Below are 26007 nucleotides of genomic sequence, written 5' to 3' on the forward strand. Positions count from 1 at the left end.
GCCGGTGATCACTTTCCCGGGGCCGGTGAGCGCCCTGGTCACGCTTCCGGTGGCGGCCGACCGGGACGGAATCGCCCGCGTCCTCGAACTCGAACGCCGCGCGCGCGACGCGTTGCCGGATCTCCGCGCGACGATTCCGGCCTTCAACCGGCTGCTCGTCGAGGGCTCGCCTCACAGTTGGAACGCGACGGATGTGGAGTCCAGAATGGCCGCGGCCGCCAAGAAATGCCTTGCGGAGACGCCCCGGATCGACAAAGGAGACCCCGTGTCGCTGCCGGTGTGCTACGATCCGGAACTGGCGCCGGACCTCGAAGCCGTGGCGGCGAACGCGGGCGTGGACGTTGCGGAGGTGGCGCGGCTCCACAGTGGTGCGACATACGCCGTACTCGCGACCGGGTTCGCGCCGGGGTTCGCCTACATGGGTGACGTGGACGCGCGGATCGCCATGCCGCGCCTAACAACGCCCCGCTCGCGGGTCGAACCCGGATCCGTCGGGATCGCGGATCGGCGCACGGGCATCTATCCGGCAGCGGGGCCGGGGGGCTGGCGACTTATCGGCCGCGTTCCCTCGGCACTCTTTGCGGATGCCGCCGAGCGGGTCGCGCGCTTTCGACCCGGTGGCTCGGTCGAGTTCCGTCCGATCGACCGGGACGAGTACGAGGCCGCGGGCGGATGAGTTCGCACGGCGTCGTGGACCGCCCCGGCCCGTTCTGCACGATCCAGGACCTGGGCCGCCGGACCGGCCGCCGCGCCGGGCTGGCTCCGGGGGGCGCGATGGACCAGCGCGCGTACCTCTGGGCCAACCGGCTGCTCGGCAACGATCCGGCGGCGGCCGCGCTCGAGATCACCCTGGGCGGCTTCGCCCTGCGCTTCGCCGTCGAGACGGCCGTGGCGCTGACGGGCGCGGACTGCGCCGCCACGCTCGACGGCGTCGAGACGGGTGCCTGGCGCACCGTCCGGGCAAGGCCGGGCCAGGTGCTCCGGCTCGGCTACAGCGCGACCGGCATGCGCGCCTTCGTCGCGTTCCCCGGCGGACTCGATGTCCCCACTGCGTTCGGCTCCGCGTCGGCCGTCGTGCGCGACGGACTGCCCGGGTTGCTGGGCCGGCCCCTGCGGGCGGGCGAGCCCCTCCGCTGGGGCGAACCCGGACGCGCGTGTCCGGTGCGGCGGGTGCCCCGCGGACTCGTCCCGCCCGCGACGGCCTCGCTGACGCTGCCGCTGATCGTCGGCTACGAGTGGGCCGAGTTCTCAAACGGAGATCGGGATCGGGTGTTCGAAGCGGAGTGGACCCTCGACCCGGCGAGCGACAGAACCGCGGGCCGACTGGCCGGCCCCGCCCTCACTTCCGGTCCGCGCGTCCTCGACTCGACGCCGCTCGTCGACGGAACCGTTCAGGTCACGGGCGATGGTCTGCCGCTGGTGTTCATGCGGGACCGCCCCACGATCGGCGGCTACGCGAAGCTCGGCGCCGTGGATCCGATCGCGCTCGACGCGTTCGCGCAGGCGCGGCCCGGCACGCCCATCCGCTTCGCCCCCGCCGACCCCGAAGCGCTTCGCCGTGGGCTCGCCCGGCGGGAGCGTTTCTTCGAGATCCGCGACGAGCCGTCGGCGGGCGAAAGTTGAAGGTCGGCGCCCCTATTGTTTATATTTCGGGTTCCGGTGCTGTTCGGGTGGGGTGGATCAGCGGGGTGGAGGCATCGTGAAAACCTGGACCGTATTGCCGTTTCTTCTCGTCGCGGCCGTGCCCGGTGACATCTCGGGGCAGAGTCTCCGCGGGTCCACGAGTTCCCTGGACCGCCAGAACCGCGTCGCCCGCGAGCACGACTTCACCTACATCGCGACGCCCGCGCAATTGCAGCGTTTCGTCGACCAGGGCTATCTCGTGCGCGTGCCCGAAGGGGCCGACTACGAGCTTCACGAAATCTCGTTCCCCTACGCGCGGCCCGAAGTCAGGCTGTTCATATCCCGGCTCGCGTCGCAGTACCGGCGCGCGTGCGGCGAGCGGCTCGTGGTCACGAGTCTCACGCGCCCCAAGAACCGGCAGCCGCGGAACGCTTCTCCCCGCTCCGTGCACCCCACCGGCATGGCGCTCGACCTGCGCCGGCCCGACCCGAAGTGCCGCGGGTGGCTCGAGCGCGTACTGCTCCAGCTCGAGGGGTCGAGGGTGCTCGAGGTCTCCCTGGAGCGCCGCCCTCCACACTACCATGTGGCGCTCTTCCCGCGGCAGTATGCCGCTTACGTCGAGCGAATCACGCGCGCGAGCGCGCAACAGTACGTCGCCGGCGGGGGGCGGTACCGGGTGAGGCCGGGCGATTCGCTGTGGAGGATCGCGCGCCGCCACGACACGACCGTGACCCGCCTCCGATCCGCGAACAACCTCAACGGAAGCCGGATCTATCCCGGTCAGGTTCTCACGCTTCCCGGCTGAACCCCGCGGACGAGCGGGCCTCCCGCCGGTCGGAAGGACTCCAATTCGGACGGAGGCAGTCATTCGTTTCCAGAGCAGAGCGGCGCTGACGATCCTGGCCCTGGCGCCGTGGGCTGTCGCCGTGGCGGGAGCCGGCGGGGCAGACGCTCAGGAACCGGAGCCGATCCGCCTCTCGGGCTACGTGCGGGTGGCGGAGAACGACGAGGTGATCCGGGCCGCCCGGCTCGACATCGCGGAGCCCGGCCTCATCATCGGGACGAACCGGTTCGGGTTCTACTCGATCGAGTTGCCTCCCGGCCGGTATTCGATCCGCGTCTCCAGCCTCGGCTACGAGACCGTGACCGAGGCTGTGGATCTCCGGGAGACGACCTCGCTGGACTTCGCGCTCCCCCTCAGGCCGGTCGTCGTGTCGGAACTCACGGTGACCGCCGACCGGGAACCGCCGGACCTCGACCCGGCGAGCCTCGACATGAGCGTCGTCCGGCTCGATGTCCCCACTCTCTCCGAACTCCCGCTTGTCCTCGGTGAGGCGGATCCGGTCCGCACGCTGACCCTCTATCCCGGAATCAGCACGGCGAACGACGCGACGACCGCGATCAACGTGCGTGGGGGCGCCGGCGACGAGAACCAGATTCGCCTCGACGACTCCGAGGTGTTCAATCCGGCTCATGCCATCGGCCTCTTTTCGACCTTCAACTCGGACGCGGTGGGGGACGTCACACTCTACAAGGGCGGGATTCCGGCCCGTTACGGCGGGCGGCTCTCCTCCGTGCTGGAGATCCACCAGCGCGAGGGGAACTCGCGCGAGTTCGAAGGGGCGGCGACGATCGGCCTCCTCTCCAGCCGCCTGAGTCTCCAGGGGCCGCTCTTCGACGGAAGGGGATCCTGGCTCGTCGCGGGCCGCCGCACCTACGCGGACCTTTTTCTGGGCCTGTCGAGCGACCCCTCGATCCAGGAGAGCGCCGCCTACTTCTACGACCTCAACGCCAAGGCCAACGCGCGCTACGGCGCCACCGGTCAGGTCATGCTTTCCGGCTACTTCGGCCGCGACCGGCTGCGGATCGGAACCCAGGCCTCCGCGGCGTGGGGGAACGCAACGGGCACGCTGCGCTGGAACCACGTGTTCGGCCCGGTCTTCTCCCATCTGACCGTGACCTACAGCGACTACGAGTATCACATCCAGAACAGCTTCAATGCCCAATCCGCCTCGCTCGACGCGGGGATCCGCAACTTCAGCGTGACCGTCGACGAGTCGTGGGATGTGGGTCCGTCGGACCGGCTGGAGTTCGGACTGGGGCTCCGCAGCTACGAGATCCAGCCCGCGAACATCGCCCCCGGCGAGGGCTCCGCGGTCATCGCGACGCAGTTCGAGTCCCGAAAGGGCATCGCTCCCGAGGCGTACATCGAGCACGAAACGGAGATCGGGCGGCTGGGGCTCCGTTACGGGCTTCGGGCGGCCGGGTTCATCCGCCGGGGTGCGGCCACCGTCTACGACTACGAGAACGACGCGCCCGTGGTGTATCGTCCGGCGCTGGGCCGGTACGAGCCCGGCGCCATCGTGGACAGCACGCGGTACGGAAACGGGGAGACGATCGTCTCCTACGGGGGCCTCGAACCACGGCTCGGGTTGCGCTTCAGCCTCAGCGGCGCCGCGTCGCTCAAGGCGAGCTACTCCCGCACGCGGCAGTACCTGCGGCTGGTGACGAACACGAACTCCCCCACTCCGCTCGACCTGTGGGACCCCGTGGGGCCGTACGTGAAGCCGCACGTCGCGGACCAGTTCGCGCTCGGCTACGTGACCGCGCTCGCCGCGGGGCGCTACGCGCTTTCGGGAGAGGTCTACTACAAGCGGGCGCGCCACCTGATCGACTACGTGGACGGAGCGGACATCTACTTCAGCCGGCGTCTCGAAACGCTTCTTCTCCCGGGCGAGGGACGCGGGTACGGGGTGGAGTTCCTCCTCAGGAAGACCCGCGGACGCCTCACGGGCTGGGCGAGCTATACGCTCGCCCGATCGGATCAGCAGACGCCCGGGCTCACGGCGGCGGATCCCGGGGTCAACGGGGGGGACTGGTATCCATCGCCCTACGACCGGACGCACGATTTCGCCCTGACGGGACTGTACAGGCTCGGCGAGGACTGGAGCCTCGGGGCGAACTTCGTCTTCGCCACGGGGCTGCCGACAACCTACCCCGTCGCGCGGTACGAGTTCGCCGGCCTGATTCTCGGCGAGTACGGGCCGCGGAACGCCAGGCGCCTTCCGGCCTATCATCGTCTGGACGTGTCGGCCACCAGGAGGTGGGGCCGGGGAGAACTCCAGTTCGGGCTCTTCAACGTGTACAACCGCTTCAACGCGCAGGCGATCGCCTTCCGCCAGAACCGGGACTCGCGCAGGGTCACCGAGGCGGTGGAGACGGCCGTGTTCGGCCTCGTGCCGAGCATCAGCTATCGGTGGAACTTCTGATGGGTGGCGGCGGTGGGAATCGCGCGGTGACGGCGGGCCGCCTGCTCGCGTTTGCCGGGTGTCTTGCGGCCGCGGGCTGCGAACGGGTCGTGGACGTCGACATCCCCGACCCGGAGCCGAGACTCGTCGTGGAAGGTCGGATCGAACGCCTCAAGGGTACGCCGAGCGATGCGTCGAGCGGAAGGCAGCGCATCCGGCTGTCGACGACGGCGGGCTTCTTCGACAGCCGGCCGACCCCGCCCGCGACCGGGGCCATCGTCACGGTCGTCGATGGGGCCGGCCGCGCCTACGCGTTCCCCGAGATCGAGCCGGGCCTGTACGGGACGGAACATCTCGTCGCGAGCGTCGGCGAGATGTACACGCTCTTCCTCGAGTACGGGGGCGACGTGTACGAGGCGTCGGCTCGGCTGCGGGAGGTCCCCCCGATCGACTCGCTGTACTTCGTGTACGAAGAGGAGACGCTCTTCATCGACGAGGAAGGCTATCGCGCCGCGATCGACTTCGTGGACCCGGCCGGGGTCCCGAACTACTACTTGTGGGAACAACTCGTCGAGGGCGTGAACGAGATCCCGCCGGACCCCGGAAACGCGATCAATCTCGTGAGCCGGGACGAACTGTACGACGGGCAGGATGTGATCGGCTTCCAGCCGAACGATGAAATCGCCATCGTGCCCGGCGAACACGCGGAGATCCGCCAGATCTCGCTCTCGAGGCTGGGTTACGACTACTACTACTCGCTCTTCGAGCAGAATGCGCTCGGGTCGGCGAACCCCTTCTCCATCCCGCCCGCCACCATCCGGGGGAACATCGTGAATCTGGACCGCCCGCACCGGTTTGCGTTCGGCTTCTTCGGCGCGGCGGAAGTGAGTATCGCGGAGGGGGTCGCCCCCGCCCGCTGAAAGTACCCGAACCCGGAGAGCCGGGTTATCTTGGCCCCGTGTTCGACTCCGGCTTGAATTCCGGCGCCTCGAAGGCGCGAGCGGGCCCGACGATCCTGGCCCTGATTCCCATGGTCTTCGCCGCCGCCGGCGCCCGCGCGGCGTACGCGCAGGAGCCGGAACCGGTCCGCCTCTCGGGCTATGTGCGTTCGGCCGTGAGCGACGAGGTGCTGCGCGTCGCCCGGCTCGAGATCGAGGAGCCCGGCTTCACCATCGCGACCAACCGGTTCGGTTTCTACTCCATCGAGTTGGTCCCGGGCCGCTACACGATCCGCGTCTCGCAGCTCGGGTACGAAACGGCGACCGAGGTGGTGGATCTCGAAGCGACGGCCTCGGTGGACTTCGCGCTCGCGCTCCGGCCCGTGTCCCTGGCTGAGCTCACCGTGGAGGCGGACCACGAGCCCCCGGACCTCGACCCCGGTACGGTCGAAATGAGCGTGATCCGGTTCGACGCCCCCACCATCTCGCAGCTTCCCGTCGTGCTGGGTGAAGCCGATCCCGTGCGCACGCTGACGCTCTATCCCGGGATTACCACGACGAACGACGCGACGACGGCGATCAACGTGCGCGGGGGCGCGGGCGACGAGAACCTCATTCTGCTCGACGATTCCGAGGTCTTCAACCCGGCCCACGCGCTCGGACTCTTCTCGACCTTCAACACCGACGCGGTGGACGACGTCACGCTGTACAAAGGCGGTATCCCCGCGCGCTTCGGCGGGCGGCTCTCGTCGGTCATGGAGATCCACCAGCGTGAAGGGAACTCGCGCGAGTTCGAGGGCTCCGCCACGGTGGGGCTCCTGTCGAGCCGGCTGAGTCTCGAAGGGCCGATGTTCGACGGCGATGGTTCGTGGCTCGTCGCCGGACGCCGGACCTACGCGGACCTTTTCCTCGGCTTGGCCAGCGACCCGGAGGTGAGGGAGAGCGTCGCCTACTTCTACGACCTCAACGCCAAGGCCAACCTCCGCTATGGAGCGACCGGCCAGGTCATGCTTTCCGGATACTTCGGCCGCGACCGCCTGAGCGTCGGCAACGTGGCGGCGGTGGGGTGGGGAAACGCGGCCGGGACGCTGCGCTGGAACCAGGGGTTCGGCCCTGTCTTCTCGCACGTGACGCTGGTCTTCAGCGACTACGACTACCACATCCAGAGCGGCTTCAACGCGCGCGCGGTGTCACTGGACTCCAGGGTCCGCCACCTGAGCCTGAGCGTGGACGAATCCTGGTCCCTGGGCCCCGGCGACGAGTTGCAGTTCGGCGTGGGGATCGGAACCTAGAACGTGCGGCCCGCCGACGTCATCGAGGGCGAGAACTCGGCGATCATCCCTCAGGAACTCGACGCGCGTCACGGCCTGGCGCCCGATGCGTACATCGAACACGAGACGGAGCTGGGGCCCCTCGGGATTCGCTACGGGTTACGCGCGACGGGGTTCATTCGGCAGGGCGAAGCCACCGTCTACGGCTATCTCAACGACGAGCCCGTCGTCTATCACCCGGAACTGGGCCGCTACGATCCGGGCGTCGTGACGGACAGCACGCGCTATGGGCCGGGGGAGAGCATCGCCTCGTACTGGGGTCTCGAGCCGCGGCTCGGGCTGCGCCTGCGGGTCGGATCCGCCTCGTCGCTCAAGGCCAGCTACTCGCGAACGCGGCAGTACATGCGGCTCGTCACGAACACGAACTCGCCCACCCCCCTGGACCTGTGGGACATCGTCGGCCCCTGGGTGGAACCGCATATTGCCGACCAGGTCGCGCTGGGCTACGTGACGACGTTGTCACGGTCGCGGTACTCGGTCTCCGGCGAGGTCTACTACAAGCGGGCCCAGCATCTCATCGACTATGTGGACGGGGCCGATCTCTGGGTGCCGCGGCAGCTTGAGACGATGTTGCTGCCCGGCGAGGGGCGCGGGTACGGCCTCGAACTCCTGCTCAGGAAGACGCAGGGCCGGCTGCGCGGATGGGCGAGCTACACGCTGGCGCGCACCGAGCAGCGGACGCCGGGGCTGACCCGGCGGGATCCCGGCATCAACGGGGGAAGCTGGTATCCGGCGCCCTTCGACCGGACTCACGATTTCGCGCTCACGGGACTGTACGAACTCAGCGATACCTGGAGCGTCGGCGCCAACTTCATCTTCGCGACGGGTCTCCCCACGACCTTCCCCACGGCGCGCTACGAGTTCGCCGGCGTCATCCTGGGTACGTTCGGATCTCGCAACGCGGAGCGCCTCCCGGACTATCACCGGCTCGACCTGTCGGCCACGAAGCGGCTGGGACGCGGGGAACTCCGGTTCGGCGTATTCAACATCTACAACCGCTTCAACGCGCAGGCGCTCGCATTCCGCCAGAGGGAGGATTCCCCCATCGTGACGGAGGCGGTCGAGACCGCCGTGTTCGGCCTGGTTCCGAGCCTCAGCTACAGGTTCCGCTTCTGATGGCCCGGAGGACGGACGTCCGGTTCGCGGCCTTGCTCGGCTGCCTCTTCGCGGCGGCCTGCGAGCGGATCGTGGATGTGGAGATTCCCGCGCCGGAACCGCTGCTCGTCGTGGAAGGGCGGATCGAACTCGTGAAGGAGATGCCGAGCGGGATGCAGACGATCCGGCTCAGGACGACGGACGCCTTCTTCAGCAACCGGCGCACGCCCCCGGCCACGGGTGCTGTCGTCACCGTGACGGACGGTACGGGCGCCGCCTACCCGTTCGCGGAGACGGAGCCGGGCCGCTACGTGACGAACGGCCTGCACGCCCGGATCGGCGAGACGTATGCGCTCTCCATCGAGTATGAGGGAGATCGATACGCCGCTTCGGCGTCGCTCCTGCCGGTGGCTCCGATCGACTCCCTCTACTTCATCTACGAGGAGGCGACGCTCGTCATCGATCAGGAGGGCTACCGGGCCGCGATCGACTACACAGACCCCCCGGGGGGGCCGCACTTCTATCTGTGGGAGCAGTTCATCGACGGAGTCAACGAGCCCCCGCCCAGCCAGGGCAACCAGTTCAATCTGGTGAGCAGGGACGACCTGTACGATGGCCGCTCCGTCATCGGCTTCGAGCCCCTCAACGAGGTCGTGATCGAGCCTGGGGCACACGTCGGGATCCGCCAGATCGCCCTCTCCCGCCGGGGCTACGACTACTACTACGCTACCTTCGAGCAGAGCGGCCTCGGATCGGGGCCCGGGTTTTCCATCCCACCCGCCACGATCCGCGGGAACGTCACGAACATCACCAGCCCGGAGCGGTATCCGCTGGGATTCTTCGAGGCTGCGGAGGTGAGCGCGGCCGAGGGGATCGGCCCCGAAAGGTAGGAGTTCGCCGTGTTCGACGATCCCGGTACCCTGAAGGCGGCGGGAGCCGCTCTCGCGCTCGCCATCCTGTGGCTGGTCGAGGGCGTCCTTCCGATGTTCGAGGGCCGGAGCTCGAGGGCGGGGCACGGAGCGCGGAATCTCGCCCTCGGCGTGGGGAACGCGGCGGTGGCGGCCGTCATCTTCGCCGCGGCCACGCTGTTCGTGACGGAGGCGGCGAGGGAACGCGGTTTCGGACTGCTCCACCTGCTCGAACTTCCTGCGTGGGCCACGATCGGGCTCGCGGTAGTGATCTTCGATGCGTGGCAGTACCTGTGGCACCGGCTGAATCACCAGGTCCGGTTCCTGTGGCGCTTCCACCAGGTCCACCATTCCGACGCGGAACTGGACGCCACGTCGGGTCTCCGCTTTCACACGGGGGAGATCGTGCTCTCCTCGATCGCGCGGCTCGCCGTGCTTCCCCTCCTGGGCGTGACGGTGGCGGAACTCCTCGTCTACGAAGCGATCCTCCTCCCCATCATCCTCTTCCACCACAGCAACGTGCGGCTGCCCGGCCGGGTGGACCGGCGCCTGCGCTGGCTCATCGTCACGCCGTGGATGCACTGGGTCCATCACTCCGACTACCAGCCCGAGACCGACTCGAACTACTCGAGCATCTTCTCGTTCTGGGACCGGGCCTTCGGGAGCTTCCGGTTCCGGTCCGAGCCGCGCGAGATCCGTCTCGGGCTCGAGAACGTGGACCGTTCGGAGTGGGGGACGCTGCGCGGGATGCTCTCGATGCCCTTCCGGCGGGGGCGCCGCGGGTAGGCGGACGTTGCGAGGGCGAGGCTGGAGGGCGCGCGCTCCGGGCCTGAACGCCGCTTTCTGCGTGGCGGCGCTGGCGGCGTGCGACAGTTCGGTCGAGCCCGCGGATCCCGGGGATGTCGGGGCCGGACCCGACCCGGTTCCCGCGCCCGTCGATCTGTCGCGCGCCTGGGCCACGTCGACGCCGGAAGCGCAGGGGTTCGATCCGGAGTTGCTGGGAGGCGCGTTCGCGGATGCGGCGAGCGCCGTGCCGAACATCCGGGCGCTCGTCGCGGTGCGGAACGGGCGGCTCGTCGAGGATGCGTACTTCGGCGGCATGCACCGGGACTCGGCCTTCGACATGCGGTCCGTCACGAAGACGGTCACTGCGCTGCTCGTCGGCCTCGCTTCGGACCGGGGACTCCTGGACCCGGAGGATCCGATGACGGACCGGCTGTCCCACCCGTCGCGGCGGTCCGAGCATGGCGGCATCCGCGTGCGCGACCTCCTCACGATGACGAGCGGCATGCAGTGGTCCGACGAGGAGGACTTCGGCCCGTGGGTCCGTTCCGGCCGGCCCGTCGGGTACGTCCTCGACCTGCCCATCGTCGCTCCCCCGGGCCGGCGGTTCATATACAACACCGGGGGATCGCACCTGCTGACGGTCATCGTCGAGAACGTCGTCGAGGGGAGCGCGCTCGAGTTCGCGGAGCGGGAGTTGCTGGGCCCGCTCGGCATCGACCACAAGCGCTGGCCGGTCATGCAGGACAGCGTGATCGTGGGCGGCGCCGCGCTGGCGCTCCGTGCGCGCGACGCCGCGAAGCTCGGTCAGCTCCTGCTGCAGGGCGGCCGGTCCGGCTCCCGGCAGATCGTATCCCGCGCCTGGGTGGAGGCACAGGTCGGCCGGCTCGTCGCGGTGGGCGACATCGGCTACGTCCTGCGGGACGCGGGGTACGGTTATCAGACCTGGAGCGACCGCCGGGGCGGCGGCGACGACGTGTCCGCGTTCGTCATGTGGGGCTACGGGGGGCAGTTCGTGTGGGTCGTGCCGGATCGGCAGCTCGTCGTCGTGGCCCAGACCCACTGGCGCGGCACAGGCGATCACGATGGGATACAGGCGGACGCGGTGGCCGATCTCATCGTGCACCGCGTGATCGAGGCCGCGCTACCCATCCGCCGCTAGCGGCTCGCCCGCGCTCGCCGCTGGCGTCGCACCGTCCCGCAATGGAACGTGAAGGCCTATGTTCCCCGGGTTCTCTCGACCTCGTTCCGGAGAAACGCCCGATGCGCATCATTGCCGCCGCTTTCACCGCCGTAATCGCCGGCAGTGCCCTGATCGCCGGATCCGGGCCGGCCGTCGCCCAGGAGCGGGTGCGCGGGCTGCTCGATCCGCCCCCCATGGATGACAGTCCCGGCATGCGCGTGTACGCCGCCTCGTGCGCGGAGTGTCATTCCGGGCAGCGCACGGTGCGCGCCCCCGGCCTCACCACGCTCGGGGCGATGACGCCGCGGGCGGTCCTCAGTTCGCTGGAGGGGGGCCGAATGCGCCGGCACGGCGAGGATCTCACGCCGGGCGAGCGACGCGACGTGGCGGAGTGGCTCACCGGCGAGACCCTGGTCGAAACCCGCCTCCCGTCCTCCGCCTTCTGCGCGAGCACGCCGCGGGCGGAAGGCGTCGTGCACTGGTCCGGCTGGGGCGGCGGCGGCGGCGAAACGGGCTTCGCGGATGCTGCCCGCGCGGGACTCACGGCGGACGACCTGCCGAACCTCGAACTCGCCTGGGCCTTCGGCTTCCCCGACGTGAGCCAGGTCCGCTCGAAACCGGCGGTGATCGATGACCGGATCATCGTCGGGTCGGCGTACGGCGAGGTGTATTCCATCGACCTGGAGAGCGGCTGCGTGCACTGGGTGTTCGGGGGCGACGCCGCCGTGCGCGGCGCGATCGCGATCGCCGAGGGCCCCGAAGGCGGGCAGTCCGCCTTCTTCGCGGACTTCCGGGCGAACGTGTACGCGATCGACGCGACGACCGGCGCCCTCCACTGGCGCGCCGCCGCCGGAACCCACGCGGATCACGTCGTCACGGGGAGCGTGACCGTCCACGAGGGCCGCGTCTTCGTCCCGCTCTCATCGATGGAAATCATCAGCGCCGGCGATCCGGCCTACGAGTGCTGCACTTCGAGCGGAGGCGTCGCCGCCCTCTCGGCGGAGACGGGCGAACCGCTGTGGGAGTTCCGGACCGTTGCCGAGGAACCGGTACACGTGGGAGAGAACGAGGCCGGCACGCGGCTCTTCGCGCCCTCCGGGGCGCCGGTGTGGTCGAGTCCGACGGTCGACGCCGCGCGCGGCCTTCTCTACATCGGGACGGGCGAGAACTACACGCGCCCGACGACGGGCGGGAGCGACGCGATCACCGCGCTCGACATGGAGACGGGCGAGGCCCGATGGACCTTCCAGGGGCGGGAAGACGACGCCTGGAACATGTCCTGCCTTTCACCCCGCTTCCAGAACTGTCCCGCGCCGACGGGGCCGGATCACGACTTCGGCATGGCTCCGATCATCGTCACCGCCGAGGACGGATCGCAGCTCCTGATCGCCGGACAGAAGTCCGGCATGGTGTGGGCGCTGGACCCCGACTCGGAGGGCGAACTCGTGTGGGCGCGCCGGATCGGGCGGGGAAGCTCTCTCGGCGGCATCCACTGGGGCCTCACGTCCGACGGACGCCGGGCCTACGTGCCGAACGTCGACAACCCGTTCGCCATCATCTCGGACCCGCGGTCCGGGGCCTCCACGCAGATGAACGCCGAGGACCCGCCGACTCCCGGCGTCTACGCCCTGGAACTCGCCGGCGGCGAGGTCCTGTGGCACGCTCCCCCCGATCCGTCCGTGTGCCAGGGCCGGGCCGGCTGCATGCCCTTCTTCTCCGCGGCCCCCACCGCGATCGAAGGGGCAGTGCTGACCGGGAGCCTGGACGGCCACCTGCGCGCCTTTTCCACGGAGGACGGCTCGGTACTCTGGGACGTCGACACCGCGCGCGAGTTCGAGACCGTCAACGGGGTGCCCGGGCGGGGCGGCGCCATCGACGGACCCGGACCCGTCGTCGCGCGCGGCTATGTTCTCGTCAACTCGGGGTACGATCTGTTCAGCCAGATGCCCGGCAATCTTCTTCTCGCCTACCGGCTGCCTCGTTAGCCGGGTCCGCTCCAGGAGGCTCTCGATGCGCGTTCGCTTCTCATCCCTGCTGTCGTTGGTCGCGGCAGTCGCGGCCCTCAGCGCCCACGGTGCCGTCACGCCGGCACGGCTCGCCTCGCAGGACGGACGGGCGCTCGAACTTGCGGACTACTACCGGCTGAAGGACGCGGGGAGCCCGGCTCTCTCGCCCGATGGATCGCGCGTGGCCTACGTCGTGACGTCGGTCCTCGAGGACGAGAACCGCCGCCACAGCGAGATCCGGCTCGTGGACGCGGACGGTGCCGGCGAGGCCACGCGGGTGACGAGCCCGAGCTTCAGCGCGTCCTCGCCCCGATGGAGCCCGGACGGCCGCTACCTCGTCTTCACGTCGAACCGGCCGGACCCCAGTGGGTCGGGCGCGGGGAGCACGTGGTTCCTCCGCATGGACCGGCCGGCCGGCGAGGCGTTCCGGCTCGAGGGGCTGCGAGGCTCTCCCGTCTTCAGTCCGGACGGCCGATGGATCGCGTTCACCCGGCCGACGCCGCCCCCGCCTCCCCCGGAACCCGTCTGGGAGTCCGACTTCGAGCGCCGCACCGTGGAGCGGTTCGACGGGCGCGAGTACGACTGGATGAACTATCGCTTCGACCGGCGGGGCTACCTCGCCGACCCACGCGATCCGAACGCGACACCCCCCCGCGAGGTGTACCTGCTGCCGGCCGAGGGGGGAGAAGCGCGGCAACTCACGGAACTCGGCTTCGACGCCTCCGGGCTCGCCTGGAGTCCCGACGGCCGGCGGCTCGCGTTCACCGCGGACGCGCACCAGCGGGATGAACATTCGTACGAGCGGTCGGATCTGTGGGTCGTCGACCTCGACGGCGACGTGAGCCGGCTCACCGACGACGGATACAACTACTCCTCCCCGGCCTGGTCCGCCGACGGTGCGCGGCTCGTCGTCCGGGGCAACGAAGGCCTGGACATCATCATCCGCGAAGCCCGCGACCGCGGGGCGCCCTCCGACCTCTTCGTGTTCGACACGGAGAACGGGACGAGGCTCCGCAACCTCACCGCAGAGTGGGACCTCATCCCCGGCGGACCCACCGTGAGCGCGGACGGCGGACAGGTCTACTTCTCCGCGGGCATTCGCGGCAACACGCATCTCTTCCGCGTCGCCGAGGGAGGGGGACCGGTCGAGCAGGTGACGGCCGGGGACCGCCGGCTCGGGAGCTTCTCCTTCTCGCAGGACTTCTCGCGCGTCGCGTTCCGGGCCACCGCTCCGACGGAACCGGGCGACGTATGGGTCGCGGACGTGGGTGCCGCGATGGCCGACGAGGTGCGGCTGAGCGAGGTGAATCGCGACCTGCTCGCCGAGATCGCACTGTCCAGCCCGGAGCGTCTCTCGTTCCGGAGTCCCGATGGGACCGAGGTCGAAGGCTGGATGCTTCCCGCGCGCGGCTATGCGGCGGGGCAGGGCGGGTTCCCCATGGTCCTGCAGATGCACGGCGGACCGCACGGAGCCTACGGGAATACCTGGTCGTTCGACCAGCAACTCCTGGCGGCGCAGGGCTACATGGTGCTGTTCACGAACCCGCGGGCCTCGACCGGATACGGCGAGGACTTCCGCTGGGGCACCTGGGGTGGCTGGGGCTTCAACGACTACGACGACGTGATGGCGGGCGTCGACCACGCGATCGAACGCTACGAGATCGACACCGCGCGCATGGGCGCGACCGGCTATTCCTACGGGGGATTTCTCACGAACTGGGTCATCACGCACACGGACCGCTTCGCCGCCGCCATCGCCGGGGCTTCGATCTCGAACTGGGTCAGCGACTACGGCGTGGCGGACATCCCCCGCACCAAGGAGAGCGAGTTCTTCGGGCCGCCGTGGGAGGAGCGCGGGCTCGAGCACCTGATGCGCTCCTCGCCGATCATCTACGCGAAGGGCGTGACGACGCCGACGCTTTTCGTCCACGGGGAGTCGGACCACCGGGTCCCGGTCGAGGAGGCGGAGCAGATGTACGTGGCGCTCCGGAAGCAGCAGGTGCCCGCGAAGTTCGTGCGCTATCCCGACTCCTACCACGGGGGATGGACCCCGTGGCGCATGGTGCACCGCATGTGGGTCCAGCTCGAATGGTGGGAACAGTGGCTCCGTCCCTCCGCGACCTCCGATCAATGAGCCCCACCGAACGCCGTGCCGTGCGCCGTTCCGCCGGCCGATCCGTGCGCGGCCGCCCCCTCGCGTGCCTCCCCTTCCTCCTGGCGCTGGCGGCGTGTCAGGCGGAGACGGGCCTGTCGCCGGAGCGCTGGGCCGCCGACTACGAACGGTTCATGGAGGCGCAGCTCGTGGACCGGACGGAAGCCGGCGTCGCGACGGGGGAGAACGGAGCGGTCACCGTCGCGTACAACGGGCTCGCGGCGCGCGCCGGACTGGAGGCACTGAAGCAGGGCGGGAACGCGATCGACGCGGCGATGACGACCGCGCTCATGCAGGTCGCGCTCACCGCGGGCGCGCCGATCAGCTACTTCGGCATCATGTCGCTCGTCTACTACGACGCGGGCACGGACCGGGTGTACACGATGAACGCCGAGTGGAACACGGTGCTCGGCGAGGACGATCCGGCGAATATCCCCGGCGGGATCGATCTCTCCTCTCCCGACGGGAGGTACGGTACGGAGGTGAGCGGGCGCACGGCGCTCGTCGGCGGGTTCATGAAGGGCGTCGGGGCCGCGCACGAGCGGTTCGGGCGGCTGCCGTGGGCGGAGATCTTCAAGCCCTCGATCCACGTGGCCGAGCAGGGCTTCCCCATCTCGAAGAAGGTGGAGGGCTACTGGGAGGGGCGGGCCGCGGATCTCGCGCGACTTCCGGAGACGAAGGCGACCTTCCTGAAGAAGGACGGCTCTCCGTACGTCGAAGGGGACGTCCTGCGCCAGCCCGCGCTGGCCGCGACGCTGCGCGCGGTGGCGGCGCAGGGGACCGGCTACATGTACGGCGGGCCGTGGGCCGAGAAGGCGGCGGCCGCGATCCAGGCCGACGGGGGTCGGATGACGGTCGAGGACCTCGCGGCCTACGAGGTCATCTGGGACGAGCCGCTCGTGGCGGACCTTGGGGATGGCTGGGAGCTGTATACGAACCCTCCGCCGAACGGCGGCGGCGTGACGATGATCGAGGCGCAGCGGCTCGCGGCGGCTTCCGGGCTGCTGGAGGAGGGCCACTGGACGGAATCGCCCGAGGCCCTGCGGACCGCGCTCGACGTGACCCGCGCCTCGCTGCTCGACTTTCTGCCGCCGGAAATGGCCGCGTCGCTCGTCGGCGGCGATTTTACGCCGGCGGCGCGCGTCACGCCGGACCACGCCGACCGGCTCTGGAACGTCATCCAGGCCGGGCTGCCCTTCGGCAACTGGGCGCCGCGCGGTCCCGGCCACTCCGACGACGTCGTGGCGATCGACGGCGAGGGCAACATCGCCGCGATCACGCACAGCATCAATGCGGTCCTGTGGGGCAAGACGGCGATCGTCGTGGACGGGATCACGGTCGGCGATCCGGCGTCCTTCCAGCAGATGCAGATCGCCCGACTCGAGCCGGGATCGCGGCTGCCGGCGCCCACCCAGACCGGGATCCTGTTCCAGGACGGGACGCCCGTGCTCGGCTTCGCGTCGATGGGATCCGGCCTCCACCACCGGACGTTCCAGGGGTTGCTGAACGTGATGCGCTACGGGATGGCTGTGGATGAGGCGATCGACACGCCCGACTTCTTCCTGCCGAATACCGATCCGGCCACCGGCCAAATGACCTTCCGCGTACCGGGCGGGAAGTTCCCGGCGGAGGTCCTCGACGGAACGGGATACGCGTACGAGGAGATCTACCCCATGGAGGCCCGCTTCGGCGGCGAGGGGCTGTGGGTGGCGATCCAGCGCGATCCGGAGACGGGCGAACTGCGCGCGGCGTCCCACAACCGCAACAACAGCGCCGCAGTGGCCTTTTGAGCCCGCGCACACGGGGTCGCGCGGCGGGTGTACTGGCGATGGCGCTCCTCGCCGCCTGCGCGACGGGCCGCGGTCCGCCCGCGCCCTCGTCGGCTCCGGCCGTCCGGCCCGCCGCACCTCCAACCCCATCCGTCGCCGCGACATCTTCCAGCCAGACCGGCGTCCCGGCGCCTGCGACGACCGCAGCCCCGGCGTCCGGAACGGTGCGCTTCAACGATTCCCACTTCCATCTCCTGAACTACATCCAGCGCGGCCCGACGGCGCGCGAGTTCCTGGACATGACCGCCGGGCGGGTGGGGCGCGTGGCCATGTTCGGGATCCCGCTGCAGCAGAAGTGGGACTACTTCCTGTCCGGCGACCACGCGCCCGACTACTACCTGAGCACGAACGCCGACCTCTACTACTACTCGTTCGTGGACGCCGTGATCGCGCGGGAGTACCTGTCGCTGCCCGAGGAGGATCGCGGCCGTGTCGACCCCATGATCACGGGCTTCAACCCGGCGGACATGTACGCCTCCGACCACATCGAGCGCGTCCTGCTCACCTTCCCCGGCGTGTTCGCCGGCATCGGCGAATTCAGCATCCACAAGGAGTTCGTGTCGTCCAAGGTCTCCGGGCACGCGGCGAGTCTGCGCAATCCCGCCCTGGACCGGATCCTGGTCAAGGCGGCGGAGATCGGTCTCGTCGTCATCTTCCACAACGACATCGACCACGTCCGCTCGAGCGACCCGCCGCATCACGCACAGGAAGTGCTGGACCTGTTTGCACGCCACGCGGAGACGACGATCATCTGGGCCCACACCGGCCTCGGGCGCTTCGTGGTCCCCGCGGAAGGGCACGTCGCCTGGCTCGAGCGCTGGCTGTCCGACCCGCGCTACGACCACGTGGCGCTCGACATCTCGTGGGACGAAGTGGCGAAGTACGTCGTGGGCGACGACGCGAGCGCCGATGCGTGGGCGACCCTGATCGGCCGGCACCCGACGCGCTTCCTGTTCGGCACCGACGCCGTGGCACCCGCCGACTGGGAGGGCTACGTCGCCAACTACACGGTCTACGACCCGCTGTGGGAACGGCTCGACGCCGACGTACGGGCCCAGGTCGAACGGCTCAACTACGAGCGCATCTTCGACGCGGCCATCCCCCGGGTCCGCGCCTGGGAGCAGCGCCAACTGGCCGGTTCCGATGGCGGCTGAGCGCCGGTCGCGGGACCTCGCACCGCACGGCTGGCGGCGCTGGCTTCGAGAGGCGCGCGAGATTTACGAGGGGCTGTACATCGCCCCCTATCGCGCGACGATCCACCGCGAGTACCTGCGGCAGCACGACGCGTTCATGCTGATGGGCTTCTCGGACCTGCTCGGCGTGCCGAACCCGGTGCAGTTCTACATGCTCGAACTGTATCCGTCGCTCATCGAGGAGTTTCACGAGTGGCACGTTCGGGTCGGGATGGAGCGCGGGCCCGAAGGCGGCTTCCGCTGTTGCTGAACGACACAGGTTCGCAGCGGGCTCCGCTGCCGTTTCCGGATCGGCCGGTCCTCTTCTTCGGCGGCAAGGGCGGGGTCGGGAAGACGACCATGGCCGCCGTCGCCGCGCTCGACATGGCCTCGCGCGGGCGCCGGACCCTTCTCGTGTCCACGGATCCGGCGCACTCCACCGGGGACGTGCTCCAGGCGAGACTGGGGGACCGGCCGCGGCAGGTCGCCGAGGGTTGCTGGGCCATGGAGGTCGATCCGGAGCGGGAAGCGGACCGCTACATCGAGGCCGTCAAGTCGCGCGTGGAGTCGGCCGCGCCCCCGCGGCTCCTGGGCGAGGTCTACCGGCAGATCGACATCGCGCGCGTCTCTCCCGGGGCGGTGGAGTCGGCCCTCTTCGACCGCTTCACGCGGATCCTCGAAGACGAAGGGGAGGCCTACGACCGGATCGTCTTCGACACGGCGCCCACCGGCCAGACCCTGCGGCTGCTCTCCCTGCCGGAGCTGATGACGACGTGGATCGGCGGGCTCATCAAGCGGCGGCGGAAAGTGGGAGCCCTCTCCCAGATGTGGAAGAACGTGGCCGGGTCCGAGGCGGCCGATCTCGACAATGACGCTCTCCTCGGGGCGCTCGAGGAACGCCGGGACCGTTTTCAGGAGGCGCGCCGGATCCTCACCGATCCCCGGCGGACGGCCTTCGTGTTCGTCGTGATCCCCGAACGCCTGCCGATCTGGGAGACGGAGAAGGCCGTTGAAGCCCTGTCGAAACACGACGTTCCGGTCGGGGCCATCGTCGTGAACCTGGTGCTGCCCGAGCGCGACGGCGGGGCGGGAGTCGACCCGTTGTTCGCCGCCAGGCGCGAACGCCAGGCCGCCTATCTTGCGAGGATCTCACAGTCTCTCGGAGATTGGCCTGTCCTCCGCGTCGACCTCCAGGACGCCGATCCCGTGGGGGTGGACGCACTTAGGCGGGTTCCCGTATTCGATACTGCGGAGGAGGTTGTCCGATGAGCGCGATCGTCCTGCTGGTGATTGGTCTGTCGGCCTTCCTCACGGGAGTCCTCATCTACTCCCGCTTCATCGCTGGCAAGGTCTTCAAGCTCGACCCCGACTTCGTCACGCCCGCGCACGAGTTCAAGGACGGCGTCGACTACGTGCCGACGAACAAGCACGTGCTGTTCGGGCACCACTTCACCTCCGTGGCGGGAGCCGCGCCGATCGTGGGCCCGGCGATCGCGGTGATCTGGGGCTGGCTGCCCGCGTTCCTGTGGGTTGTACTCGGGACGGTGTTCGCCGGGGCGGTGCACGACTTCAGCGCCCTGTGGATCTCGAGCCGCCACAAGGGGCGCTCCATCGGCACGCTCACGGAGTCGATCCTGGGACAGCGCGCACGCGTCCTCTTCCTGCTCATCATCTTCTTCCTGCTCCTGATGGTGAACGCGGTGTTCGCCGTCATCATCGCGAACCTGTTCATGGCGAACCCCGGCGCCGTCGTCCCGGTGTGGGGATCGCTCGTCGTGGCGCTCATCGTCGGCTTCCTCATCTACCGGACGGGGACGGGAATCCTCGTGCCATCGCTGGGGGCGCTCGCGACGCTGTACGTCCTCATCTGGTTCGGGCAGGACATGCCGTTCACGCTGCCCGACTTCATCGGGTTCAGTCCGACCGAGGCGCAACTCGCCGCGGCGGGAGGCGATCCGGCCGCGGCGGGAGAGGCGGCGGCGGCGGATGGGCGGCGCGTGGGATGGATCGCGATCCTCTTCGCCTACACCTTCGTCGCCTCGGTGCTGCCGGTGTGGCTGCTCCTGCAGCCGCGCGACTACGTGAACGGACATCAGCTCTTCGTGGCGCTCGGGCTCATCAGCCTCGCGGTCATCGTCGTGAACCCGGAAGTCGTGGCGCCTGTCGTCAACCGCGACCTGCCCGCGGACACGCCGAGTTGGCTGCCGCTCCTCTTCATCACCATCGCGTGCGGGGCCATTTCCGGCTTCCACGGCCTGGTCGGATCGGGCACCTCATCCAAGCAGTTGGCGAAGGAGACGGACGCCCGCTACGTGGGTTACGGGGGCGCGATCGGGGAGGGGACGCTCGCCGTCACCTCGATCATCGCGTGCACGGCCGGCTTCGCGATCTACCTGAGCCGGGACGTGGGCGCGACGCAGGGTCTCGTACTCTGGCAGGAGCACTACGGCAGCTTCGAAGCGGCGACGGCCGGGGCCACGACCGCCTTCGTCAACGGCGTAGGCGTGCTCGCGGGCGGCCTGGGGATCCCGGAGAGCGTAGCCGTGATCTTCGCCTCCGTCGTCGTGATCAGTTTCGCGGCCACGACCCTCGACACGGCGATCCGCCTCCAGCGCTACATCATCGGCGAACTGGGAGTCGAGTACAACGTGAAGGCGATCCAGAACCGCTGGGTGGCCACCGCGATCGCCGTCGTGAGTTGCGCGCTGCTCGCGCTCTCCGCCGACCGCGGCGCCGGCGGCATGATGATCTGGCCGCTGTTCGGCACCACGAACCAGCTCCTGGCCGGCCTCACGCTCCTCATCGTGTCGCTCTTCCTCATGCGGCAGGGACGCCCGTTCTGGGTGACGATGATCCCGATGGGGTTCCTGCTCCTGATGACGACGTGGGCCATGGTCATCAACCTCGACCGCTTCTTCGGCACGAACCAGTGGATGCTGCTGGTGATCGGGGCCGCGATCTTCATCCTCGAGATCTGGCTCCTGCTCGAGGGCGCCGCCGCGATCCGCCGAGTCCGTGCGGGAAGGGCGCAGGCGTAGCCGCCAGGACCCGTCCGTCAGGCGGCCAGGATGTCGCGGATGATCGAATCGTGATGGCGGTGGTGGAGGTGGAGGAAGCGTAGCCACTCGGCCGGCGTGAAATGGCCGAGGACGTGGTGGGGGAGCGTGTGCCGGCACGCGTCCAGTTCGGCCATTCGCGGCTCGAGACCCGCCGCCAGCGCACGCAACGCCTCGAAGCCCGTCCGGACATCGGCAGCTGCCAGGCCGGTCGGTAGCGTGAAGTCGGGGGCGGGTCCGCGGCCGCGCGGGATCGAACCGCGCGCCAGGAGCGCCACTCCGAACTCATGCGGGAACTGTTCCCTCGTTTCCGGGTTCGGTCCGGCCAGCGCCTTCAAGACCCAGTCCAGCACGCTCCGGTCGGAGAAGAGCAGATGCTCGAGGTGATCCTGCACGCTCCACGCCGAGACCTCGGGCGCGGAAACGCCCAGCCGGTCAAGGTCGGCGGCTCGTTCGAGGCAGCGGTCGATGCCGGCGCGGACCCCGGCGAAGGAGTCCCGCGCCCCGACCACGTCTCCTACCAACTCATGGCGAGGTTGAGCGTCAGACTGTTCGCCGGGCCCGACGTCGCCCCGTAGGCGTTCCGGCCTCCCTCGACGTTAAGCCAGAGGCCCGACCCGACGTTGAGGCGCCCGCCCATGTGGTAGCCGTACAGGCTCCGCCCGGATGCGCGGAGCGGCATCAGCGCGACCGGACCCTGAAAATGGTCGGCGCCGAACTGCCCCGCACCCGGCTGCTCCGACAGGACCAGCCTCGCGTACGGCGTGAATGTGCCCCGGCCCGCCAGCGCGTCGACACCGTATCCGACTTCCGCATCCAGCCGACGGCTACCGTGGCCGTACCCGTACCCGTTCGGCGTCAGCCCGGTCGCGCCCTGCGCCCAGAGCCGCGCCAGACCGTTCGCCGTCGACCCCCAGGAAGGACTCGCGCGGAGCGACAGCCCCCGTCCGGCCCCCTGCGGGTTGAGCGTGATGGACCCGCCGAGCCCCCACTCCTCGTAGTGGCTCTGCTCGTGCGCCACGAGCTTGCGGCCGTGCACGGAGATCGTGAGACCCCGCTCCAGGTCGAGGAAGGCGAGACCGCCCCCCAGCTCCATCCCGAAGCCGGTCTCCACGTCGCCCCCGTCGCGTCGCATGCCGACCCGCACATGCGGCTGGATCATCTCTCCGGACGAGAGCGTGTATCCCCTCGAGGCGTCGAGCATCACGCGCACGCGACTCACGTCGGAGGTGAGTTCGCTCCGACCCTCGACTTCCTCGGACTTCATCTCCGCCACGAAGCCGTCCGACCTCAGCGCGAGCTTGAAGTCATCCGGATCGTCGGCCCGCACCAGTTCGCCCTGCGCACCCAGCCCCACCATGCGCATCGAAACGTCGCTGGAGGGGTCCTGCTCTCCGCCCCCCGTGAGGTCCAGTCGGCCGAAACCGTATCCGAGCACGCCCCACAGGGAGAGGCGCGGGCTGAGCGCGAGCCGGGCGTAGGGGAACGCGCTGGTCAAGCTCGTCGATACGTCGCCGACGTCGTCTTCTCCGGCGCGCCCCAGTTCGAAGCCGCCCGACCCCAGGCTGTGGGACACGGCGAGCCCCGCGAGCATCGATCCGAACGCGTAGTCGGCCCCGAGGGCGGCCGTGACGACTTCGCCATCGTGGAATCCCGCATCGTCGCCGCTCGAGAACCGCATCATCTCTCCGGCGCCCCACAGCGAGTAGCCGCCTCCGTCCGCCGCGTCCTGACTGGAGAGCTGGAAGGAGGTCTCGCCCAGGAGCCCTCCGAGGGACGAGGGGAGGAACGTGGTCGGAGCGCCGAGGCCGCCAAGGAGTCCGCCCTGAGGACTCAGCTGCGCGAGGTCGATCGTACGACCGCCGACCGTCACCTGGTCGGGACTCCGGTGAGAGTGCGCCACGCGGTCGCCGATCATCGCCATCGCCTGGCTCGCCACCGAGCGGCCGAACCGTTCGAGCCAGTCCTCCGCGGCCGCCTCCGCTTCCGCGGTGGAGAAGTTCCGGTAGAACTCAGTACAACTTGTCCGACACCATCCCATGCCGTATCGTATGGCATCCATAAAACATTGCTAGACAATGTATTGTAGGTTATTTCCGAATCCTCGTCGTCCCTTGAAGTCTATCGCGATCCGGTGTATTCTTCTCGATGTAGTGCTGCAATGAGTGATACACCACAAGGATGTAACCCATGATGAAACGGCCCAGAACGCTCTCCGCCGCCTTCGTGCGGACGGTCAACAGACCCGGAGTCTACGGCGACGGGCGCGGCGGTCGCGGGCTGAGCCTTCGCGTCCACCGGACGCTCGATGGCCGGATCACCAAGACATGGCGTCAGCGCGTCCGGATCAAGGGCCAACTGACCTCGATCGGTCTCGGGCCGTATCCCGAAGTGACGCTCGCCGAGGCCCGCCAGAAGGCATTGGACAACAGCCGGGGCGTCCTCTTGGGCCAGGACCCGCGCGGGCGCGGCGTCCCGACGTTCGCCGCGGCCGCTCGGCGAACCATCGAACTGCACCGCGATTCGTGGAAGGCCGGGAGTCCGTTGCCCGAGCAGTGGGAGTCCACCTTCCGTCTCCATGCCGCCCCCCTCCTCGACAAGTCGGTGGACCGGATCGAGAGCGCGGACGTGCTCCGGTGTCTTACACCGATCTGGAACTCGAAGCCCGCAGCCGCGCGGAAAGCCCGGCACCGGATAAATGCGGTCTTCCGGTGGTGCGTTGGCCGGAACTATCGGACGGACAACCCGGTGGACCGGGCGGTCGAGGCGCTGCCAAAGGCGAACGGCTACGCGACATGAGCATTCGGATTCACATGTCGTTGTGATCGTTCAGCTTACGAGATTCGGCGGTCGAGTTCCCGCTGAATGATTCCCGCCGATTCGTCTGGGGTCAGGCGCGGACCCTCGGGCGGCTGTCCAGAGCCTTCCTGAGTTGTACCGAGTCGGCCTGCTGGTAGCAGCGCAAAACCGTCTGGGCCTCCTTCCAGCCGCCCAACTCGCACAGCACCTTGAGCGGCAGGTCCATCAGGTCGCTGGCAAACTTGCGCCTCAGCGAGTGCCAGCCCCGCCGCGCCTTCGGCTCCAGTCCCGCAAGCCGCTCGGCCTTGCGCCACCAAACGCCGGTCCGTCCCCTGCCGATGCTCGCCGAGGGATCCTTCGAGGCGGGCAGGATCAGCTTCTCCCCGCTACCGGGGTTCGCCTCCCGCGCCTCCTCCAACACCGCCACCGCCTCGTCCGTCATCGGCGTGACGTGCTCGTAGCCCGTCTTCTCGTGTTCCGCCCGCCACCGCACCTCCCGGCCCTCGAAGTCGATATCTGACCACCTCAGGTTGCGGATGGCCCCGATCCGGTGCCCGGTCTCATGGGCGAGCACGAACGCGACGTGGAACCGCCAGTCCACCTGCCGGGACACCCCGAGCATCGCCCGGTACTCCTCCTCGGAGAGAACGACCCGGGCGGGGTTCTTCTCCTTGGGCGTCCTGAGACCCCTCAGCGGGTTCGAGTCGAGAAGGAGCCTCCCCTCCTCGTCTCTGGACTTGGTCGCCCAGTTGAGCACCGCGAGCAGGAACTTCAGGTCCAACTCGATGGTCCGGTTGGACACCGGCTTCCCGCTCGGTCCGATCCTTCCCGCCCGGCGCTCCCGGATGAAGCGGTCCCAGTCCCTTTGAGACAGGGTCTCGGGTCGCCGGTCCCGACCGAGTAGGTCGAGGAACATCCCCGTCGCGATCCTGTCCCGGTGCTGGACCCGCCTCGTCTTGGTGGGCGTCACCTCCTCACCGTAGATGTCAAAGAGCATCTCCAGTGTGAGCGGCTCCGGCTCGGCTTCCGCCTTGCCGTTCAGGTCCGGGCCGACGAACCCGGCCGCGAACTCGTCCGCTTGCCGTTTCGCCCTCGCCCAATCGCGGTGTCCAAGCGACCGGGTGAGCCTCCGCCCGTTCTCGCGCCACTCAATCTGGAAGTTGCCGGTCTTCGGGTCCGGGAAGATCCTGACCCGGTTCCGGCCCCATTCGCCAGCGCCGTAAGAGCGCCGACTTCGTTTCGTGCGTGCCATCGTTCGATTCCTCTCTCGATGGACTGCACGATCTGCACGAACGAAACTTCGCCCGGAAAGTGCCTCTTGACCAGTACCGGCGCACACGGTGGCCGGCACCTCCGGGAACGCGACGGCGAGGAAGGAGCTTACATTTGCACGGCCATTCCTTCGACCAAGGGAGACTGCGCTGATCGCCCATCTCAAGGGACGCGAGAAGGCTCTGGAGGCCTTCGGATGGACCGGACGCCGGGCCGAGTGGATCGCGCTTGCCTGCCTGCACGGCGGCGTCTTCACCCGCTTGCAGTGGACGAGCTTCCTGGGTTGCCACCCGGAGAAGGTGCGGCGCGCCGTCCTCGCGCTCGTCGCGCAGGGCCTGGCCGTCGAGGAGGTTCCGGCGGCCGGCATCCACGGCATTGGCCGCGTGTGCCGGATCCACGCCCGCAGGGTCTACCGGGCGCTCGGGGCCGAAGAGTTCTTTCGGCGTCGCCGGATCACCTCTCGTGAGGTGCTGATGCGTCGGCTACTGGCGCTCGACTACGTCCTTGAGCATCCCCGCCTGCCGTGGCTGGCGACCGAGGCCGAGAAGGTCGCCGCATTCGAGGCGCTCGGGATCGAGCGCCGGGTCCTTCCCCAGCGGAGCTATCGGGGCG

General features: G+C 69.2%; 22 protein-coding genes. 19 read left to right on the forward strand and 3 right to left on the reverse strand.

What is annotated here, in order from left to right; translation table 11 throughout:
* The first annotated feature begins 4 nt into the window (after positions 1-4).
* The 17 genes from RN901_RS02835 (at position 5) to RN901_RS02915 (ending at position 21306) form a co-directional block, all read left to right on the forward strand.
* On the forward strand, positions 5-676 hold the full coding sequence (locus tag RN901_RS02835) for an allophanate hydrolase subunit 1 (RefSeq protein WP_310755708.1): 672 nt from the start codon (positions 5-7) through the stop codon (positions 674-676).
* Positions 673-1623, forward strand: coding sequence for a biotin-dependent carboxyltransferase family protein (locus tag RN901_RS02840; RefSeq protein WP_310755710.1), 951 nt, complete (start codon positions 673-675; stop codon positions 1621-1623). The genes RN901_RS02835 and RN901_RS02840 overlap by 4 nt, the downstream gene beginning before the upstream one ends.
* A gap of 76 nt (positions 1624-1699) precedes the next feature.
* Positions 1700-2428 carry a DUF5715 family protein gene (locus RN901_RS02845; protein WP_310755713.1) on the forward strand — a complete coding sequence of 243 codons (729 nt, stop codon included), beginning with the start codon at positions 1700-1702 and terminating at the stop codon, positions 2426-2428.
* A 121-nt stretch (positions 2429-2549) separates the two neighbouring features.
* Positions 2550-4892 (forward strand): TonB-dependent receptor, encoded by a 2343-nt coding sequence (locus tag RN901_RS02850; protein ID WP_310755715.1) that lies wholly within the window; start codon positions 2550-2552, stop codon positions 4890-4892.
* Positions 4880-5791: a DUF4249 domain-containing protein gene (locus tag RN901_RS02855; RefSeq protein WP_310755717.1), complete on the forward strand. Its 912-nt coding sequence runs from the start codon at positions 4880-4882 to the stop codon at positions 5789-5791. Before RN901_RS02850 ends, RN901_RS02855 begins: the two co-directional genes overlap by 13 nt.
* A 53-nt stretch (positions 5792-5844) precedes the next feature.
* A complete protein-coding gene (locus RN901_RS02860) occupies positions 5845-7101 on the forward strand; it encodes a TonB-dependent receptor (protein ID WP_310755719.1) in 1257 nt (418 codons plus the stop codon).
* 3 nt (positions 7102-7104) lie between these two features.
* Positions 7105-8256 carry a TonB-dependent receptor gene (locus RN901_RS02865; RefSeq protein ID WP_310755721.1) on the forward strand — a complete coding sequence of 384 codons (1152 nt, stop codon included), beginning with the start codon at positions 7105-7107 and terminating at the stop codon, positions 8254-8256.
* Complete coding sequence (locus RN901_RS02870) at positions 8256-9125, forward strand: DUF4249 domain-containing protein (protein WP_310755723.1); 870 nt, start codon at positions 8256-8258, stop codon at positions 9123-9125. Before RN901_RS02865 ends, RN901_RS02870 begins: the two co-directional genes overlap by 1 nt.
* Before the next feature lie 9 nt (positions 9126-9134).
* Positions 9135-9929, forward strand: a complete 795-nt coding sequence (locus RN901_RS02875; RefSeq protein WP_310755725.1) for a sterol desaturase family protein — start codon at positions 9135-9137, stop codon at positions 9927-9929.
* 7 nt (positions 9930-9936) lie between these two features.
* Positions 9937-11088 (forward strand): serine hydrolase, encoded by a 1152-nt coding sequence (locus RN901_RS02880; RefSeq protein WP_310755727.1) that lies wholly within the window; start codon positions 9937-9939, stop codon positions 11086-11088.
* A gap of 101 nt (positions 11089-11189) precedes the next feature.
* Positions 11190-13094, forward strand: a complete 1905-nt coding sequence (locus RN901_RS02885) for a PQQ-binding-like beta-propeller repeat protein (protein ID WP_310755729.1) — start codon at positions 11190-11192, stop codon at positions 13092-13094.
* Positions 13095-13119: 25 nt separating this feature from the next.
* Positions 13120-15249: a S9 family peptidase gene (locus tag RN901_RS02890; protein ID WP_310755730.1), complete on the forward strand. Its 2130-nt coding sequence runs from the start codon at positions 13120-13122 to the stop codon at positions 15247-15249.
* Positions 15246-17057: a gamma-glutamyltransferase gene (locus RN901_RS02895; RefSeq protein WP_310755732.1), complete on the forward strand. Its 1812-nt coding sequence runs from the start codon at positions 15246-15248 to the stop codon at positions 17055-17057. The genes RN901_RS02890 and RN901_RS02895 overlap by 4 nt, the downstream gene beginning before the upstream one ends.
* Before the next feature lie 203 nt (positions 17058-17260).
* Positions 17261-18250: an amidohydrolase family protein gene (locus RN901_RS02900; RefSeq protein WP_310755734.1), complete on the forward strand. Its 990-nt coding sequence runs from the start codon at positions 17261-17263 to the stop codon at positions 18248-18250.
* Positions 18240-18539: a cory-CC-star protein gene (locus RN901_RS02905; protein WP_310755736.1), complete on the forward strand. Its 300-nt coding sequence runs from the start codon at positions 18240-18242 to the stop codon at positions 18537-18539. Before RN901_RS02900 ends, RN901_RS02905 begins: the two co-directional genes overlap by 11 nt.
* Positions 18533-19537 carry a TRC40/GET3/ArsA family transport-energizing ATPase gene (locus tag RN901_RS02910; protein WP_310755738.1) on the forward strand — a complete coding sequence of 335 codons (1005 nt, stop codon included), beginning with the start codon at positions 18533-18535 and terminating at the stop codon, positions 19535-19537. Before RN901_RS02905 ends, RN901_RS02910 begins: the two co-directional genes overlap by 7 nt.
* Positions 19534-21306, forward strand: coding sequence for a carbon starvation protein A (locus RN901_RS02915; protein WP_310755740.1), 1773 nt, complete (start codon positions 19534-19536; stop codon positions 21304-21306). The genes RN901_RS02910 and RN901_RS02915 overlap by 4 nt, the downstream gene beginning before the upstream one ends.
* 17 nt (positions 21307-21323) lie before the next feature.
* Here the strand turns inward: RN901_RS02915 and RN901_RS02920 are convergent, their stop codons facing one another.
* On the reverse strand, positions 21324-21836 hold the full coding sequence (locus RN901_RS02920) for a DinB family protein (protein ID WP_310755742.1): 513 nt from the start codon (positions 21834-21836) through the stop codon (positions 21324-21326).
* Positions 21837-21841: 5 nt separating this feature from the next.
* Positions 21842-23365 (reverse strand): hypothetical protein, encoded by a 1524-nt coding sequence (locus RN901_RS02925; RefSeq protein WP_310755744.1) that lies wholly within the window; start codon positions 23363-23365, stop codon positions 21842-21844.
* 149 nt (positions 23366-23514) lie between these two features.
* Between RN901_RS02925 and RN901_RS02930 the strand changes: the two genes are divergently transcribed.
* Positions 23515-24123: an Arm DNA-binding domain-containing protein gene (locus tag RN901_RS02930; protein ID WP_310755746.1), complete on the forward strand. Its 609-nt coding sequence runs from the start codon at positions 23515-23517 to the stop codon at positions 24121-24123.
* 91 nt (positions 24124-24214) lie between these two features.
* Here the strand turns inward: RN901_RS02930 and RN901_RS02935 are convergent, their stop codons facing one another.
* Positions 24215-25375 carry a tyrosine-type recombinase/integrase gene (locus RN901_RS02935; RefSeq protein ID WP_310755749.1) on the reverse strand — a complete coding sequence of 387 codons (1161 nt, stop codon included), beginning with the start codon at positions 25373-25375 and terminating at the stop codon, positions 24215-24217.
* An 88-nt stretch (positions 25376-25463) separates the two neighbouring features.
* Here RN901_RS02935 and RN901_RS02940 point away from each other — a divergent pair.
* On the forward strand, positions 25464-26007 hold a 544-nt coding region (locus tag RN901_RS02940; RefSeq protein WP_310755751.1), incomplete at its 3' end, for a hypothetical protein.

It is taken from the genome of Candidatus Palauibacter soopunensis, assembly GCF_947581735.1.
In the GTDB taxonomy this organism is placed as follows: Bacteria; Gemmatimonadota; Gemmatimonadetes; order Palauibacterales; family Palauibacteraceae; genus Palauibacter; species Palauibacter soopunensis.